This window comes from Bradyrhizobium sp. Ken51 (genome assembly GCF_055807435.1).
The window spans coordinates 257,804-274,718 of the sequence record NZ_JBVVPB010000004.1 but is presented as its reverse complement, the minus strand read 5'-3'; the positions used below and the strand labels follow the sequence as shown (position 1 = coordinate 274,718).

Below are 16,915 nucleotides of genomic sequence, written 5' to 3'. Positions count from 1 at the left end.
CCGCCATGTCCGTCGTCCGCGACAATGCCGAGCCGCTCGCCATCGTGTTTGAGGATGACGGGCTCGTGCCGAACAATATCCTCCCCTTCCTGGTCTACCAGGCCGCGGTGAAGCTCGATTCCAGACGGCCGGAAGAGACGATCGAACGCTTGTTCGAAGCGAACGGCTGGGGCGGCACGTGGCGCAATGGCGTCTTCGACTATCTGCATTATCATGCGACGGTGCACGAGGTGCTCGGCGTTGCGCGTGGCAGCGCGCGCGTGCGCTTCGGCGGCGACCATGGCCAGGAGCTGGAGATCAAGGCCGGCGACGTCGCGATCCTGCCCGCCGGCACAGGTCACCAACGTATCAAGGCCAGCGAGGATTTCTGCGTGATCGGCGCTTATCCGCCGGGCGCGAAGATGGAGGTCACCCGGGCAACGCCGGAGAACCACGCCAAGGCGCTGAAGACGATTCCAAACGTCGCGCTGCCGCCGGCCGATCCGGTGACGGGGAAGGACGGGGCGTTGATGCGGTTGTGGCGGTAGCTGCAAGCAAGGTGATGTAGGGTGGGTTAGCGAAGCGTAACCCACCTCTTCTGTTTCCGCGGAGGCAGACGTGGTGGATTACGCCTGCGGCTAATCCACCCTACGACCTATCCTACGCCTCGTTCGCACCTTCCTGTCTTGTGGCTTCGAACAAAAACCAGGTGCGGCGCTCCGTCTCGTCGATGAAGTTCTCGAGGATGCTGGCACTGGCGACGTCGCCGGCCTCGTCGCACACGTCGTGCGCCTTGCGCATTGCGGCGGCGACATGCTTGTTGTCCTGCATCAGCTCGCGCAGCATCTCACGCGGCGGGACGTAGTCTTCGTTGTTGTCCTTAATAGTCTGGAGTTTCGCGACCTGGCCGATCGACTTCAGGGTCGTGCCGCCGATCTTGCGGACGCGCTCGGCGAGCTGGTCGGTGGTGGCGAATATCTGGTCGGACTGTTCGTCAAGCAGCAGATGATAGTCGCGGAAATGCCGGCCGCTGATGTGCCAGTGAAAATTCTTGGTCTTGAGATAAAGCGCGAACGCATCGGCCAGGAGCACGTTGAGTGCCTCCGAAACCTTGTTGACTGCCTGGGACGACAGATCGGTGGGGGTGTCGAGGTCGGGCGAGACCTTTTGTGGGGCTTTGCTCACGAGAAACCTTCCTGTTAGGACGCGGACATTGACGGCGCGCCGCCGCACCCCTAACGCAGGCGGGCAGCGCCGGTTCCTTCAACGGAACCGTTTGGCCGGGGCCCTCGGATACCATGGACGATTGGATCGATTATTACGACTCGACGCATACGATCTATGTCAGCAAGCTGCATCGCGACTTGCACTTTCAGATCATCGCGCGGGACATCATCGGCTACATCTCCTCGCCCGAGGCGACCGTGCTCGACTATGCCTGCGGCGAGGCGCTGTCGGCGAGCCAGGTCGCGGCGGCTTGCGGCAAGCTGATCCTTGCCGAGCCCGCGCCCGGCGTGCGCGGCCGGTTGATCGCCCGGTTTGCCCCGAACACGAAAATCCGCGTCCGCTCGCTCGACGACGTCCACAACATGCAGGAGCAGTCGATCGATCTCGTCGTGATGAACTCGGTCGCGCAATACATGACGCCGGACGAGCTCGACGGCGCGCTCCTCAATTTCCGCCGCATCCTGAAACCCTCCGGGAAGCTGGTGCTCGGCGACATCCTCCAGCCCAATGTCGGCATGTTCAGGGACGTCACGGCGCTGCTCAGCTTCGGCCTGCGTCACGGCTTTTTGAAAGATGCACTGATCGGGCTGATCAGCACCGCACTGTCGGATTACCGTCATCTGCGCACGCGCATCGGGCTGCAGCGCTACAGCGAGGCGGAGATCACCGCCAGGCTCAAGGCAGCCGACTTCGCGGTCCAGCGCGCTCACCGCAATATCGGCCACAATAGCTGGCGCATGACGTTCGTCGCGCGGCCGCCGTTGGTTCGGTAAGTTTCCTGGGTTCGGTAAACTTCCTGGATTCGTTAGGCTTCCTGGGTCCGTTAAGCATAACGTCTGCCTGAGGTGGCTTGTCGCACCTCGATCGGTAATGATCGCCGCGGCCCGGTGGCGGAAGCGTTACGCGAGGGCGATGCATCGCTCTTTATCCTGGTTCAAATCCAGGCCGGGTCTCCACGCTTCGCCCCTCACGGGGCTACGCGTGGCGCGGCCACGCAAGCCGTCCAATCCTCACTCCATCTCGACCACTTCGCATTCCGACACAAGTCGCAGCCGGTCGGCATCCTTTGCCGCGGAGGTGATGACGGCATCCAGCAGGCCCGGAAAACGTGCGTCCAGATCTTCGCGGCGCAGCCGCACGAAGCGGTTGGTGCCGGCGACGCGGGTCTGCATCAGGCCGCATTCGCGCAGCTTGGCGAAGTGATAGGCCAGATTCGACTTGCCGCTGAGCCCGTTGAAATCGCCACAGCACAGCTCGCCGCTGACACGTTCCTGCTGCGCGAGCTGATACACGATCGCCAATCTGATCGGATCGCTCAGGCAATCCAGAACCATCGGCAGTTCGATCTGCGCGCGGGTGGGGTGGGGTGGGGTGCGGCTCATGTCGGAGACCATAGCGAAATGGCTTCGATGTTCAATAGTTCTTGAACCAATTGACTCCTGACCGTCCCATCGATAGTTCAATAAACATTGAACATAGGGAATCCTCGGATGAGCGTATTCTGGTTGGCCTTGGCGGCCTTTGCGATCGGCACGGAAGGCTTTGTCATTGCAGGGCTTTTGCCGTCGATCGCCACCGACCTGGCGATTTCCGTCCCCGCCGCCGGGCAGTTGGTCACGGCCTACGCCCTCACCTATGCGGTCGGCTCGCCGATCCTGGCGGTGACGCTGAACAATATCGACCGCCGCACCGTGCTGGCCCTGGCGCTATCGACCTTCATCGCCGGAAACCTCGCGGCGATGGTGGCGTCGAATTACGCCCTGCTGCTGGCCTCGCGCATGCTGATGGCGCTGGGCTCCGGCCTGTGCATGCCGACCGCGCTGGCCGTATCCGTGGCCGTCGCGGCGCCGGAGCGACGCGGCCGCGCGGTGGCGCTGGTTACCTCCGGCCTCACGGTTGCGACCGTCATCGGCGTTCCGCTCGGCAATCTCGTCGGCAGCCTGCTCGGCTGGCGCGCGACCTTTGCCATGGTCGCCCTGATCGGCGCCGTTGCGCTCGCTGGCCTCCTGCTCGGCCTGCCCCGCGGCCTGCCCCGCAACACGGCTTCGCTCGGCGATCGGCTGGCAGTGGCGCGTCACCGCAATGTCCTGACCGCGCTTCTGATCACGATCCTATGGGCGCTCGGCGGCTTCACAGTGTTCACCTATTTCGCGATCCCGCTGCGCGGCCTTGGATTCGATGCGTCGCAGATCAGCCTCGCGCTGCTGGTGTTCGGCGGCGCCGCCGCGATCGGCAACATGCTCGGCGGCGTCCTGGCCGACCGGCTCGGCACGCCCGCCACAGCAGGTCTCGGGCTTGCCGGCATGGCAAGCGCGCTGATCCTGCATTCGCTGGTCCTGAAGCTGATGCCGGGACAGGCGCATTATGCGGTGCTGGGCGCGATCTTCCTCTGGGGCATCTCGGGCTGGGCGTTCTACCCGGCCCAGGTCGCCAGCATCATCCGGATCGAGCCGCAGGCTTCGATGATCGCGCTCTCGCTCAACGCCTCGGCCATGTATCTCGGATTTGCGATCGGCGGTGCCCTGGGTGGCGCCGTGCTTGCGGCGTGGAGCCCGGCCGATCTCGGCTGGGTCGGCGGACTGAGCGTTTCGGCGGCTGTTCTGGTGCATCTCGCCCGGGGCTGGCAGGCCCGGCCAAAACCGGTCAAAATTGCCGGTTGATGGGCGTTTTTCGGGGTTTCGCCGTCCCGAAAACTGGTCTAAGACCCACCCCGCGCGCGAGGGGGGACCACCGCGCTCTCGGCCAAGGGACGCGCAGCAGGCGCGCCCTTTTTTTGTGCCCAAATTCCACTTCGGCGAGAGTTGATGCCCAAACGTACAGACATCACCACCATCCTGATCATCGGCGCCGGCCCCATCGTGATCGGCCAGGCCTGCGAGTTCGACTATTCGGGCACCCAGGCGGTGAAGACGCTGAAGGAAGAGGGCTATCGCATCGTCCTCGTCAATTCCAATCCGGCCACCATCATGACTGACCCGGAATTGGCGGATGCGACCTATATCGAGCCGATCACGCCCGAGATCGTCGCGAAAATCATCGAGAAGGAACGTCACGTCATTCCCGGCGGCTTCGCGCTGCTGCCGACCATGGGCGGACAGACCGCGCTGAACTGCGCGCTGTCGCTGCGCCAGCAAGGCACGCTCGACAAGTTCGACGTCGAGATGATCGGCGCCACCGCGGACGCGATCGACAAGGCCGAGGACCGCCAGCTATTCCGCGAGGCCATGACCAAGATCGGGCTCGAGACGCCGAAGTCACGGCTCGCCAACGCCTCCGCCCTAAAGAAGTCCTTCCGCGACAAGTACCAGGCCGAACGCGCAAAGGCCTCTGGCGCGGCGCTCGCAGAGCTCGAGCGGCAATGGACGCTCGGCGAGAACGACCGCCGCAAGCGCTACCAGGAATATGCGCTGGGCCAGGCGCTGATGGCGTTGTCCGAGATCGGCCTGCCCGCAATCATTCGCCCCTCCTTCACCATGGGCGGCACCGGTGGCGGCATTGCCTACAATAAGGAAGAGTTCCTCGACATCATCGAGCGCGGCCTGGATGCGTCTCCCACCAACGAAGTGCTGATCGAAGAATCCGTGCTCGGCTGGAAAGAGTACGAGATGGAGGTGGTGCGCGACAAGAAAGACAATTGCATCATCGTCTGCTCGATCGAGAACCTCGATCCGATGGGCGTGCACACCGGCGATTCCATCACGGTGGCGCCGGCGCTGACGCTGACCGACAAGGAATACCAGATCATGCGCGACGCCTCGCTGGCGGTGCTGCGCGAGATCGGCGTCGAGACCGGCGGCTCCAACGTGCAGTTCGGCGTCAACCCCGAAGACGGCCGCATGGTCGTCATCGAAATGAATCCGCGCGTGTCGCGCTCTTCCGCCCTGGCTTCGAAAGCCACCGGCTTTCCGATCGCAAAGGTCGCCGCCAAGCTTGCGGTCGGCTACACGCTCGACGAAATCGCCAACGACATCACCGGCGGCGCCACGCCGGCCTCGTTCGAGCCGACAATCGACTATGTCGTCACCAAGGTGCCGCGTTTCGCCTTCGAGAAATTCCCCGGCGCCTCCACCACGCTGACCACGTCGATGAAGTCGGTCGGCGAAGTCATGGCGATCGGCCGCACCTTCCAGGAAAGCCTTCAGAAGGCCTTGCGTGGACTCGAGACCGGCCTCACCGGCCTCGACGAGATCGAGATCGAAGGTCTCGGCCGCGACGACGACAAGAATGCGATCCGCGCCGCCCTCGGCACGCCGACGCCGAACCGGCTGCTCCAGGTCGCCCAGGCGATGCGGCTCGGTTGGTCGGACGAGGAGATCTTCAATTCCTGCAAGATCGATCCGTGGTTCCTCAGCGAGATGCGCGGCATCGTCGACATGGAAGCGAAGGTCCGCAAGAACGGCCTGCCGGGCAACGCCTTCGGCATGCGCACGCTCAAGGCCATGGGCTTCTCCGACGCCCGGCTCGCGGTGATCGCGGAGACGACGGAGGCAGAGGTCACGGCGAAGCGCCACGCGCTCGGCGTTCGCCCGGTCTACAAGCGCATCGACACCTGCGCGGCCGAGTTCGCCTCGCCCACCGCCTACATGTACTCGACCTACGAGGCGCCGTTCGCGGGCGCACCTGCGGACGAGAGCTCGCCGTCCGACAAGAAGAAGGTCATCATTCTCGGCGGCGGCCCGAACCGCATCGGCCAGGGCATCGAGTTCGACTATTGCTGCTGTCACGCCTGCTTCGCGCTGCACGACGCCGGCTACGAATCCATCATGGTCAACTGCAACCCGGAGACGGTGTCGACCGACTACGACACTGCGGACCGGCTCTATTTCGAGCCGCTCACCGCCGAGGACGTGCTGGAGATCATCGCGAAGGAACGCACGAACGGCACGCTTCACGGCGTGATCGTGCAGTTCGGCGGTCAGACCCCGCTCAAGCTCGCGCGTGCGCTGGAAGCCGCCGAAGTGCCGATCCTCGGCACCTCGCCCGATGCCATTGACCTGGCGGAAGACCGCGACCGCTTCAAGCGGGTGCTCGACAAGCTGCGGCTGAAGCAGCCCAAGAACGGCATCGCCTATTCGGTCGAGCAAGCGCGCCTGGTCGCAACCGATCTCGGCCTGCCGCTGGTGGTTCGCCCGTCCTACGTGCTCGGCGGCCGCGCGATGCAAATCATCCGCGAGGAGAACCAGCTCAGCGATTACCTGCTCGGCACGCTGCCGGAGCTGGTGCCGGGGGACGTCAAGGCCCGCTACCCGAACGACAAGACTGGCCAGATCAACACCGTGCTCGGCAAGAACCCGCTGCTGTTCGACCGCTATTTGTCCGACGCGACCGAGATCGACGTCGACTGCCTCTGCGACGGCAAGGACACCTTCATCGTCGGCATCATGGAGCACATCGAGGAAGCCGGCATCCATTCCGGCGACAGCGCCTGCTCGCTGCCGCCGCACTCGCTGGACGACAAGATGATCGAGGAGCTGGAGCGGCAGACCCGCGAGCTGGCGCTCGGCCTCGACGTCGTCGGTCTGATGAATGTGCAATACGCCATCAAGGACGGCGAGATCTACGTGCTCGAAGTCAATCCGCGCGCCTCGCGTACGGTGCCCTTCGTCGCCAAGGTGGTCGGCACGCCCGTTGCGAAGATCGCGGCGCGCATCATGGCCGGCGAGAAGCTTGCCGATTTCAAGCTGAAGAAGGCGAACCTCGATCATGTCGGCGTGAAGGAATCGGTGTTTCCGTTCGCCCGCTTCCCCGGCGTCGATACCGTGCTCGGCCCCGAGATGCGCTCGACCGGCGAGGTCATGGGCATCGACCGCTCCTTCGCGGTGGCGTTCGCCAAGAGCCAGCTCGGCGGCGGCACGCGGGTGCCGCGCAAGGGCACGGTGTTCGTCTCGGTGCGCGAGAGCGACAAGACGCGCATCACCGAGGCCGTCCGCGAGCTGCATTCGCTCGGCTTCAAGGTGCTGGCGACGTCCGGCACGGCCCGCTTCCTGACCGACCAGGGCATCCCGACCGAGAAGGTGAACAAGGTGCTGGAGGGCCGGCCGCACATCGTCGACGCCATCACCAATGGCGATGTCCAGCTCGTCTTCAACACCACCGAAGGCCCGCAGGCGCTCGCCGATAGCCGTTCTCTGCGGCGCGCGGCCCTCTTGCATAAAGTGCCGTATTACACCACTCTTTCCGGGGCCGTGGCGGCCGCGCAGGGCATCCGCGCCTATCTGGGCGGGGACCTTGAGGTTCGGACCCTGCAGAGCTACTTTTCGGAAACCTGATCGCGAGCGGAAGGCCCGACCTTCCGCTAAGTGATTGGCGATGAAGCCACTATGGCCGGAGGAACTGTCCGGCCATATGGTTGTTCTGTTCCGGCGCCAAGCCCATATGAACGTTCGGCGGCAAGCGCGTTGAGCCCCCGGACAGACTGACGAATCAAGTTGCGTGCGCTCTGGCATGTCAGGGCGCGCGCGACCGAAGGACGAGAGAAGAGATGGAAAAGGTACCGATGACCGCGGGCGGCTTTGCCGCGCTCGGGGAAGAACTGAAGAAGCGCCAGTCGGAGGACCGTCCGCGGATCATCGAGCATATCGCCGAGGCGCGCTCGCACGGAGACCTTTCGGAGAACGCGGAATACCACGCCGCGAAGGAAGAGCAGTCCCACAATGAAGGCCGTATCGCCGAGCTCGAGGACAAGCTCGCGCGCGCCGACATCATCGACATCTCGAAGCTGTCCGGCGACACCATCAAGTTTGGCGCGACCGTGACACTGGTCGACGAGGACACCGAAAAGAAGACGGTGTGGCAGATCGTCGGCGAGGTCGAGGCCGACGCCAAGAAGGGCCGCATCTCCATCACCTCGCCGCTCGCGCGCGCGCTGATCGGCAAAAAGAAGGGCTCAACCGTCGAGGTCAACGCACCCGGCGGCGCCAAGGCTTACGAGATCACCAAGGTGGAGTGGCGGTAACGATTTGCCGTCGCATGTGATTTGAAAAAGGCCGCGCAGTGCGCGGCCTTTTTTGTTGCTGGGTGTTGCTGGTAATGAGGTGGGATGATCCCTCACCGCTCGTCATTGCGAGCGCAGCGAGCAATCCAGAGTCTTTCCGGAGACCGCTTGGATTGCTTCGCTCCGCTCGCAATGACGGAGGAGACGCTACCTTCTTGCCCTCACGTCGAGCGGCACAGCCGCCTCGTATTTTGAATTGTGCAGCACCAACGAGGTCCGCACGTTGCGGACGTGTGGAGCGGCGGTCAAATGGGTGACGAAATCCTGGAAGGTGGCCATGTCGGGTGCGACGCATTTCAGGATGAAATCGACTTCGCCCGACAGCATCCAGCACTCGCGCACCAGGGGCTCGGCGCGGACGAACTCCTCGAAGGCGCGCAAATCGGCCTCGGCCTGGCTGGAGAGGTGCACCGCGGCAAACACCGTGACGTCGAAGCCCAGCTTGCGCGCATCCAGAAGCCCGCGATAGCCGTGGATATACCCCTCCTCCTCCAGCGCCCGGACGCGGCGCAGGCAGGGCGGTGGCGAAATGCCGACGCGCTTGGCCAGCTCGACATTCGTGATTCGACCGTCGGCCTGAATCTCGGTGAGAATTTTCAGGTCGATCTCGTCTAGGTTCCGCGACACGTGATTGGAACTCCTGGCCTTTACGGCGGTATTGGTGGGTCTGTCGCAATCCTCATAGCCCAGACCGCGCACTCGGCGCAATTTTATTGCGCGTGCAGCGCAATCGACTTTTGTTCCTTGTTGGAAAAATCCGCCGAGAGGGAATGCAATTCTTGCATAGCTCACCAGAAGGCTTAGATTACCTCTGATATTTCAGCGCCTCCGCGAGGCCTCCCGGCACGTTCCGCGCCCGCGCTGCAGTCCCCCGTGAAAGGCATCTGTCGAAATGTCCGCCGCTGTCCATGCAAAGGTCGTCATCATCGGCTCCGGCCCCGCCGGCTACACGGCGGCGATCTACGCCGCGCGCGCGATGCTCGAGCCGATCCTGATCCAGGGCATCCAGGCGGGCGGCCAGCTCACCATCACCACCGACGTCGAAAACTATCCGGGTTTCGCCGACGTGATCCAGGGCCCCTGGCTGATGGAGCAGATGGAGAAGCAGGCGCTGCATGTGGGCACCCAGATCAAGACCGATCTGGTGACCAAGCTTGACACCTCGCAGCGACCCTTTCGTCTGACCTGCGATAGCGGCGACGTCTATCTCGCCGACGCCGTCATCCTCGCCACCGGCGCCCAGGCGCGCTGGCTCGGGCTGCCGTCCGAAACGAAATTCCAGGGCGGCGGCGTGTCGGCCTGTGCCACCTGTGACGGCTTCTTCTACCGCAACAAGAACGTCGTGGTGGTCGGCGGCGGCAATACCGCGGTCGAGGAAGCCCTGTACCTCACCAACCATGCCTCGCAGGTCACCATCGTGCATCGTCGCGATCACTTCCGCGCCGAACGCATCCTGCAGGAGCGTCTGTTCAAGCACCCGAAGATCAAGGTGATCTGGGACTCAGCCGTCGACGAGATCTGCGGCACCGAGAACCCGAACAAGGTCACTCATGTGCGGCTGAAGAACGCCAAGACCGGCGCCTTGACCGACGTGCCGACCGACGGCGTCTTCGTCGCGATCGGGCATGCCCCGGCGACCGAGCTCGTGGCCGGCCAGATCAAGCTGAAACCGTCGGGCTATGTCGAGGTCGCCCCGAACTCGACCGCCACCTCGGTCCCCGGCCTGTTCGCTGCGGGCGACGTCGCCGACGAGACATATCGTCAAGCGGTCACGGCGGCAGGCCTCGGCTGCATGGCAGCGCTCGAGGCGGAACGATTTTTGGCCCTGCGCGCCAGCGAGCGCGCGGCAGCGGAATAGGCATCATGGCACGAACACGCGACGGATTCACGGATATGGACTGGGACAAGCTGAAGGTGTTTCACGCGGCGGCGGAAGCGGGCAGCTTCACGCACGCGGGCGAGCAGCTCGGCCTGTCGCAATCGGCGGTGTCACGCCAGGTGTCGGCACTGGAGCAAGAACTCTCGGTCTCGCTGTTCCACCGCCACGCGCGCGGCCTGATCCTCACCGAACAGGGCGATCTCTTGTTCCGCACCGCCCATGACGTGTTCATGCAGCTGCAGGCGGCGCGCGCGAAACTGACCGACAGCCGCGAGCGGCCGAGCGGCGATCTCAAGATCACCACCACGCCCGGCGTCGGCATCAACTGGCTGATCCCCCGGCTCGGCGAATTCACCGCGCTCTATCCGGAAATCCGGATCTCGCTGATCGTCACTGACGAGGAGCTCGATCTGTCGATGCGCGAGGCCGACGTCGCGATCCGCACCCGCAAGCCGACGCAGCCGGATCTCATCCAGCGCAAGCTGTTCGCGATGGGCTTCCACGCCTATTGCTCGCCTGATTACATCAAGCGCTTCGGCACGCCGCGTACGCTGGAGGAGCTCGACTCTCATCGCATCATCACGCTCTCCGACGGCAACTTCGCGCCGCATCTTCAGAACCGCAACTGGCTGGTCGAAGCGGGGCGCAACGGCTCGGGTCCGCGCGAAGCCTATTTCAGGGTCAACAACATTCTCGGCCTGGTGCGCGCCTGTCAGCAGGGCCTCGGCATCGCCGCGCTGCCGGACTATCTGATCGAAGAACAGAGCCGCCTCGTGCAGCTGTTCGGCGAATCGGATTCGATCCAGCTCGATACGTATTTTGTTTATCCGGAAGAGCTGAAGACGGTCGCACGCGTGCAAGTGTTCCGCGACTTCGTGGTGAGCAAGGCGCAGCGCTGGCCGTCCTGATTTCCGCATGTCTGACATGCGGCTTGGACGCTTGATGCAGGGCGCGAGGCTAGCCCATAATGTTTTCACGCTGAGCCTTCGCGTTGCGCATTTGTCCCCCTCCTCCAGTGGCGCGGGAGTTCAGTAATCCCTCTTGGAAGGTGATTGTGTCGGCCTCACGTGGCCAATACCTTAAGCCGGGCTCGATCGAGCCCGGCTTTTTTTTGGCAGATCCGGCCTTCGCCCTCCACGTGTATTGACAGTTCCATGCTTACCCCGCATCATTTGCGAATGATCACGAAGTCGTGCGCAATCTCGTCGAAGGCAGTCGCCTCGAAAAAAGGCCCCCATCTGGGGACCTCGGAATTTTGCGCGCGCTAACAGCCTTCGTCATCGCGAGCCGAAACTTCGAAAACCCCGCCGCCTGGACGGGGTTTTTTCATGTGCGCCCCCGTCTCAGGATTTTTCCCGAGAAGGAGATGGAACATGACCGGACTACAGGAACAATTGCACGGGCTCTGGCTGCCGCTGGTGACGCCGTTTCGCGACGGCGCTCTCGACGAGAGGTCGCTGCGCCGATTGACCCGGCATTACAGCGGACAGGCCGTCGACGGCTTCATCCTGGGGGCGACCTCCGGTGAAGGCATGACGCTGCGCGACGCGGAGCTTGAACGCCTCGTCGCCATCGTGCGGGACGAGCTGGCCGCCGCCCACAGCAAGATTCCGGTCTGCCTCGGATTGTCAGGCGCGGACACCTCGCGGCTGAAGGAGCGTCTCGACGAGACCGCGGACTGGCCGATCGACGGTTACCTGATTGCGAGCCCGTATTATGTGCGGCCGTCGCAGCGCGGGTTGCTGGCGCATTTCGAGGCGCTCGCCGATCACGCCGCCTGGCCGCTCGCGCTCTACAACATTCCCTATCGCACCTCGGTCAACATCACCAACCAGACGCTGCTGCGGCTTGCCGGGCATCCGAATATCATCGGCCTGAAGGATTGCGGCGCGAGCCGCGAGCAATCCATCGCGCTGCTGCGCGACCGGCCTGCGGGCTTTCGCGTGCTGACTGGCGAGGATGCGAATTATTTCGAGGCGCTCAGCGACGGTGCCGACGGCGGCATCGTGCTGTCAGCCCACCTCGAGACCGCGACGTTTGCGGCTGTCCATGCCGAGCTGAAGCACGGCAATCACGATGCGGCGCTGGCGCGCTGGCAGGAGGTCGCCGACCTGACGCGCCTGTTGTTCACCGAGCCCAGTCCCGCACCGGCGAAGTATTGGCTGTGGCGCGCGGGCCTGATCGACAGCCCCGAAGTGCGCCTGCCGATGGTCGAAGTCGGCAGCGAACTCGCAGTCCAGCTCGACCGCGAGATCGAGCGACGGATGCAAGTCGCGGCGTAGCTGATAGCCCGCACCCCACCCTCTCCCCGTAAGTACGGGGAGAGGGAGTGAGAGAGCGGAGTGCGTGGTTAACTGCGCCCGAACGGCCTTCGCTGCTGCCGCATGGTGCATCCACGGCTCGTTTACGCAAACGCGCCTATCGTCTTCATTCAAAGTCTTTTCAAATGGGGGAATGATCATGGGGCAACGCATCCGCCCGACGGCGGCAGACGTCTTCGCGTCAGCCGATTTCATGCGGGGAATTGTGGTGGTGTCGTCGTTCGGCTTCTGGGCGGTGATGCTCGGCCTGATGCCGGTGCTGGTGTTTCGGGTCTGGCTGGCGTGAGGCAAGCGCACGTCCGGATGGTTAACTCGTGGTAGCACCTGTGTTCGAAAGCGCGCGAGACTGCGACCCGGATTTTTAAAACATCCAATGTAGCGTTCACGCCCATAAGCGAAGAAATCGCGGGGGCGTTTGTGAATAGTCATAACGAAGTGGCGTCGCATTACGACGCTGAACAGCAGGGCTTTACCACCGAGGACATTCTCTGGGCCGCCGGCATCTGGTCGGTGATCCTCACTCTGTCGCCGGTGATCGTGTTCTACATGCTGATGGTGGCCTAGCTACCAAGTCATCTTCCCAAAAACGCAAAACGCGCGGATGTCCGCGCGTTTTTCGTCCGGGGAATGATTTATGAAAAATTACGCCGCCTGCTTGTGCATTGCGCCGGACGCCGACGCCGTGCCGCGAATAGCCTTTACCGAACGTTCGATCGCCGCCCACAGCCTTGCGATTTCCTGAGCCGCACGGCTCTCGGCCTGATATTCCCGCGCGCCCTCGCCGTGGCTCAGCGCCATCAGCAGATCCGAACGGTTGGTGATCTGGCCGCCCCACACCGGAGCACGGAACTTCGCCAGCGCTTCGCGGGCGATGGTGACGATCGGGCTTTCGGATTCGTCGCGGCGCGCCGGCGCACCGTTGAGCACGACCGCGTAGGGCTTGCGAGCCGCACGGCACATCTGGATGGTTTCCTGCACCGCGTTGACGTCGAACACGCCGGGACGGGCGGGAATCACCACCATGGTGGCATTGCGGATGGCGTCGTCAACGACGGCCGACAGGTTCGGCGGCGTGTCGATCAACACCCATTCATAACCGTCGCGCTTGGCAGCGGAGACGATGCCGCTGACCGAGTTCACTGCGGACTTGATCGGCGGCTCGTTGGTGCCACGCAGCTTGTGCCACAGCGTGAGCGAGCCCTGCGGATCCGCATCGACGAGCAGGATCGGCTTGGTCGCCTTGATCTGCGCGGCGAGATGCGCGGCCAGGGTACTCTTGCCCGAGCCACCTTTACGCGATGCAAAAACAATAACGTTCATACCTCTGCCTCCAGATTGACCCCAGGCGGCGAAAATGAATCACCGCGGTGATTCGGGAAAGAAAAATTTATCATAAGTTATGTCGGCGCCATGAAATAACAAAGCGCGTTGGCTTTTGAGTCACACTGTCGCGTGCGACGACGGCTTCATGCCGGCAATCGTGCGTTTTTTGGGCAGCCCGGCGGGAAATAATGGAATGCAACCTCGCCGCGCAATCCGTTTCGCTGGCCGTTTCCATCCCGCCTTGTCGCAAGCGTCCGCACGCGGAGGCGAACAAAACGAGTCCGGTGGCTGGTGTGGGACTGATGTCCTGATCAGTTTGGACTCAGCGACGAGGGGCCGGGCACGCAAATGCCCGGGACTTCAAACGCACTGCGCGCTTTGGCCCGGGCATGATCGAGTTTCAAAAAGGGAACGCGTGCCCGCGTTCAGCCTTCGCTGGATTTCTTCTTCTTGGCGGTCTTCGTGCTCTTCTTCGCAGGTTTGGGCGCGATGCTGGTCGGCTTGCCGGCGCGGGGCGCGGCCGCCATGCCCGGCTCCGGTCCCGGCCGGAAGAACACCCGGCACTGCGGCGAGAGCTGCGACTTCTTCTGGATCATGCAGGCGGTGATGGCATCGACGTTCGGAACGAAGTCGCCGCACAGCCGCATCGCATCGGGCGTGCAGGCCTGCTGCTCCTCCTGGGAGTAGGCAAAGCCTTCACCGGGGTGGATCAGGACGGCCAGGGCGATGCCCGTGATCGCAGCAGCAAAGGTCTTGTTGAAACGGAACGGCGGCATCGATCCCCCCAAAATGTCGAGTCGGAGCGGATAGTGGGTGAACGGGGGTTCGTTGGCAACGAGGGTAGATGCGAAAGGCGGGACGTGTGCGGTCTCGGCAACAGGGCCTCCCAAAACAAAAAGCGCGAAAACAACCCCATGCACAGTAGCCAAGTCCATGTGTTGATTGGACTTTGCCAATGGTGATTTACGGATTTTACGAAATGCGGTTTGACTCGTCGGGCAAAACAGGAGCATGATGCCATCATCACAGAACGTGCGTGGGGTGGTCGGCCTGTCTCCTGCGCTGGACAAAAGCGTGAGCGGGACGGAGACGATTGCATGGAGCGAAATGAGGCGGAGCTGCCGCTGTCGGGTGTGACGGTGGTCTCGCTCGAGCAGGCGATCGCGGCTCCTCTTGCCAGCCGGCATCTTGCGGACTGGGGCGCGCGCGTCATCAAGATCGAGCGGCCGGGCGATGGCGATTTCTGCCGCGACTACGATCACGTGATGAACGGGATGTCGAGCCAGTTCGTCTGGACCAACCGGTCGAAGGAGAGCCTCGCCATCGACATCAAAAGCCCCGAAGGCCAGAAGGTGCTCGAGGCCTTGCTGCCGCGGGCCGACGTCTTCATCCAGAACCTGGCGCCCGGCGCGGCGGAGCGGGTGGGCCTTGATGCCGCATCGCTGCTGCGGAAATTTCCCCGGATCATCGCCTGCGACGTGTCGGGCTATGGTGCGGGCGGTCCCTACAGCAACAAGAAGGCCTACGATCTCCTGGTGCAGTGCGAGGCCGGCGTCCTCGCCATCAACGGCACCGAGGCGGAGCCCGCCAAGGTCGGACTTTCGGTGGTCGATATCGCCACCGGCATGTACATCCTGAACGGCGTGCTGATGGCGTTGTATCGCCGCGAGCGGACCGGCAAGGGCACCGCCTTCCAGGCCTCGCTGTTCGATTCCATCACGGACTGGATGAGCTATCCCGCCTTCTACACGCAGAGTACGGGCCGGCCGCTGCCGCGAACCGGCGCCAGGCATGCAACGATAGCGCCGTATGGCCCTTTCCGCGTCGGCGACGGCAACACGATCTTCTTCGGCATCCAGAACGACCGGGAATGGCGATCGCTGTGCGCCATTGTGCTTGGCGACGCCGCCTTTGCCGACCACCCCCGCTTCCGCACCAATCCGCTGCGCATGCAGAACAGGGACGATCTGCAGGTCCATATCGAGCAGCGTTTTGCAGCGATGACCAGTGACGAGGTGCTGCGGCTGCTCGACGAGGCCTCGATCGCCAACGCGCACCTGAATTCGGTCGAGGCGTTCCTGGAGCACGAGCAGCTCCGCGCCCGCTCCCGGGTGCAACCGGTGGGATCTCCGTGCGGTCCGGTCATGAGCTTCCTGCCGGCCCTCACCATTCCCGGCCTGTCGCCCCGGATGGATCCGGTGCCTGACGTCGGCCAGCACAACCCATCCATCCTCAGCGAGCTCGGTCTCGCAAGGGAGACATGACGATGACGCCCCGGCGGCCGACGCGGGTCTATCTGGCCGTTCCCGCGCATCGCTCCCGTCTCGTCGCCAAGGCGGCTGCCTCGGCCGCGGACGCGGTGTTCATGGACCTCGAGGACGCGGTGCCGCCGACCGAGAAGAGCGCGGCGCTGGCGGAAGCCGCAGGGGCGCTGTCCTCGCTGGAGTGGGGCAACAAGGTCGTCGCGGTCAGGCTCAACGCCGTCGACAGCCCCTTCATCGCGCAGGAAATCCGCATGCTCGCTGCGCTGCCCAGGCTGGATTCGGTGATCGTGCCGAAGGCGGAGCACGCGAGCGACATCGCCGCCATTGCCGATCAGCTGCGCGCGGCCGCGCCGGATCGGCCCTCGCCTGTGGCGCTCGAACTGCTGATCGAGACCGCGCTGGGGCTCGTCAATGTCGACGCGCTCGCCGCGGCACACCAAAGCGTCGCCGCCCTTCATCTCGGCGTCGGCGATTTCGCGGCGTCGATCGGCGCCCGCTCCTCGGAAATCGGCGCGTCGCCGGACGGCTACCGCCACGTGGGCTCCGCCCAGAGCGGCTATGCCTCCGCCCCGCTCGATCTGTTCGCCTATCCGATGATGCGCCTGCTGGTGGCCGCGCGCGCGTTCGGCCTGCGCGCCATCGACGGTCCGTGCGGCGCGTTCCGGGATGGCAGGCTGACTGAAAGCAGCGCGCTCAAGGCGGCTGCGATGGGTTTTGACGGCAAGCAGGTGATCCATCCCGACCAGATCGAACCGACGCTGCGGGCGTTCGTCCCCTCCGACACCGAGCTCGCGCACGCGCGCCGGGTGGTCGAGGCCATGGAGCAGGCCGAGGCGCAGGGCCAGGGCGCGGTGACCCTCGACGGCAAGATGATCGACTATGCCAATGTTCGGATGGCGCGCAGGATCATCGAGATGGGATCGTAGCG

At 63.9% G+C, this 16,915-nt stretch carries 17 protein-coding genes; 12 read left to right on the top strand and 5 right to left on the bottom strand.

Going from position 1 to position 16,915, the window contains the following annotated elements; all coding sequences use genetic code 11:
- Positions 1–5 precede the first annotated feature (5 nt).
- Positions 6–527: a hypothetical protein gene (locus AC0L27_RS10705; protein WP_354061688.1), complete on the top strand. Its 522-nt coding sequence runs from the start codon at positions 6–8 to the stop codon at positions 525–527.
- A gap of 112 nt (positions 528–639) precedes the next feature.
- Here the strand turns inward: AC0L27_RS10705 and AC0L27_RS10700 are convergent, their stop codons facing one another.
- Positions 640–1,164, bottom strand: a complete 525-nt coding sequence (locus AC0L27_RS10700) for a Dps family protein (RefSeq protein WP_018453593.1) — start codon at positions 1,162–1,164, stop codon at positions 640–642.
- A 113-nt stretch (positions 1,165–1,277) separates the two neighbouring features.
- Here AC0L27_RS10700 and AC0L27_RS10695 point away from each other — a divergent pair, with 113 nt between their 5' ends.
- Positions 1,278–1,979 (top strand): class I SAM-dependent methyltransferase, encoded by a 702-nt coding sequence (locus AC0L27_RS10695; protein WP_354208120.1) that lies wholly within the window; start codon positions 1,278–1,280, stop codon positions 1,977–1,979.
- A gap of 237 nt (positions 1,980–2,216) precedes the next feature.
- Here AC0L27_RS10695 and AC0L27_RS10690 read toward each other — a convergent pair whose 3' ends face one another.
- Positions 2,217–2,588 (bottom strand): ArsR/SmtB family transcription factor, encoded by a 372-nt coding sequence (locus AC0L27_RS10690; RefSeq protein WP_354208358.1) that lies wholly within the window; start codon positions 2,586–2,588, stop codon positions 2,217–2,219.
- A 108-nt stretch (positions 2,589–2,696) separates the two neighbouring features.
- On the opposite strand from AC0L27_RS10690, the gene AC0L27_RS10685 reads away from it, so the two are divergent.
- The 3 genes from AC0L27_RS10685 (at position 2,697) to greA (ending at position 8,161) form a co-directional block, all read left to right on the top strand.
- Complete coding sequence (locus tag AC0L27_RS10685) at positions 2,697–3,866, top strand: MFS transporter (protein WP_354208122.1); 1,170 nt, start codon at positions 2,697–2,699, stop codon at positions 3,864–3,866.
- Positions 3,867–4,010: 144 nt separating this feature from the next.
- Complete coding sequence (carB, locus tag AC0L27_RS10680) at positions 4,011–7,475, top strand: carbamoyl-phosphate synthase large subunit (RefSeq protein WP_354208124.1); 3,465 nt, start codon at positions 4,011–4,013, stop codon at positions 7,473–7,475.
- A 212-nt stretch (positions 7,476–7,687) separates the two neighbouring features.
- Complete coding sequence (gene greA / locus AC0L27_RS10675) at positions 7,688–8,161, top strand: transcription elongation factor GreA (RefSeq protein ID WP_007596674.1); 474 nt, start codon at positions 7,688–7,690, stop codon at positions 8,159–8,161.
- Positions 8,162–8,347: 186 nt separating this feature from the next.
- Here the strand turns inward: greA and AC0L27_RS10670 are convergent, their stop codons facing one another.
- The gene (locus AC0L27_RS10670) at positions 8,348–8,827 is read right to left on the bottom strand and encodes an Lrp/AsnC family transcriptional regulator (RefSeq protein ID WP_275172518.1); all 480 of its coding nucleotides are present in this window, start codon (positions 8,825–8,827) and stop codon (positions 8,348–8,350) included.
- Positions 8,828–9,092: 265 nt separating this feature from the next.
- On the opposite strand from AC0L27_RS10670, the gene trxB reads away from it, so the two are divergent.
- The 5 genes from trxB to AC0L27_RS10645 all read left to right on the top strand — a co-directional run bounded on the left by trxB (position 9,093) and on the right by AC0L27_RS10645 (position 12,964).
- Positions 9,093–10,058, top strand: coding sequence for a thioredoxin-disulfide reductase (gene trxB / locus AC0L27_RS10665; protein ID WP_354208127.1), 966 nt, complete (start codon positions 9,093–9,095; stop codon positions 10,056–10,058).
- 5 nt (positions 10,059–10,063) lie between these two features.
- Positions 10,064–10,987 carry a LysR family transcriptional regulator gene (locus AC0L27_RS10660; RefSeq protein WP_007614700.1) on the top strand — a complete coding sequence of 308 codons (924 nt, stop codon included), beginning with the start codon at positions 10,064–10,066 and terminating at the stop codon, positions 10,985–10,987.
- A 465-nt stretch (positions 10,988–11,452) separates the two neighbouring features.
- Positions 11,453–12,361, top strand: a complete 909-nt coding sequence (locus tag AC0L27_RS10655) for a 4-hydroxy-tetrahydrodipicolinate synthase family protein (RefSeq protein WP_354208129.1) — start codon at positions 11,453–11,455, stop codon at positions 12,359–12,361.
- Between the two features lie 178 nt (positions 12,362–12,539).
- Entirely contained in the window at positions 12,540–12,686 is a 147-nt protein-coding gene (locus tag AC0L27_RS10650) for a hypothetical protein (RefSeq protein WP_354061676.1), read from the top strand.
- 131 nt (positions 12,687–12,817) lie between these two features.
- A complete protein-coding gene (locus tag AC0L27_RS10645) occupies positions 12,818–12,964 on the top strand; it encodes a hypothetical protein (RefSeq protein ID WP_275172513.1) in 147 nt (48 codons plus the stop codon).
- Positions 12,965–13,042: 78 nt separating this feature from the next.
- On the opposite strand, the gene AC0L27_RS10640 is transcribed toward AC0L27_RS10645, so the two are convergent.
- Positions 13,043–13,720: a ParA family protein gene (locus tag AC0L27_RS10640; RefSeq protein ID WP_007596685.1), complete on the bottom strand. Its 678-nt coding sequence runs from the start codon at positions 13,718–13,720 to the stop codon at positions 13,043–13,045.
- Between the two features lie 428 nt (positions 13,721–14,148).
- A complete protein-coding gene (locus tag AC0L27_RS10635) occupies positions 14,149–14,499 on the bottom strand; it encodes a hypothetical protein (protein ID WP_354208359.1) in 351 nt (116 codons plus the stop codon).
- A gap of 321 nt (positions 14,500–14,820) precedes the next feature.
- Here AC0L27_RS10635 and AC0L27_RS10630 point away from each other — a divergent pair, with 321 nt between their 5' ends.
- Together AC0L27_RS10630 and AC0L27_RS10625 are read left to right on the top strand one after the other, a co-directional pair.
- On the top strand, positions 14,821–15,987 hold the full coding sequence (locus AC0L27_RS10630; RefSeq protein WP_354208131.1) for a CaiB/BaiF CoA transferase family protein: 1,167 nt from the start codon (positions 14,821–14,823) through the stop codon (positions 15,985–15,987).
- Positions 15,984–16,913, top strand: coding sequence for an HpcH/HpaI aldolase/citrate lyase family protein (locus AC0L27_RS10625; protein WP_354213920.1), 930 nt, complete (start codon positions 15,984–15,986; stop codon positions 16,911–16,913). The genes AC0L27_RS10630 and AC0L27_RS10625 overlap by 4 nt, the downstream gene beginning before the upstream one ends.
- Positions 16,914–16,915: the final 2 nt, after the last annotated feature.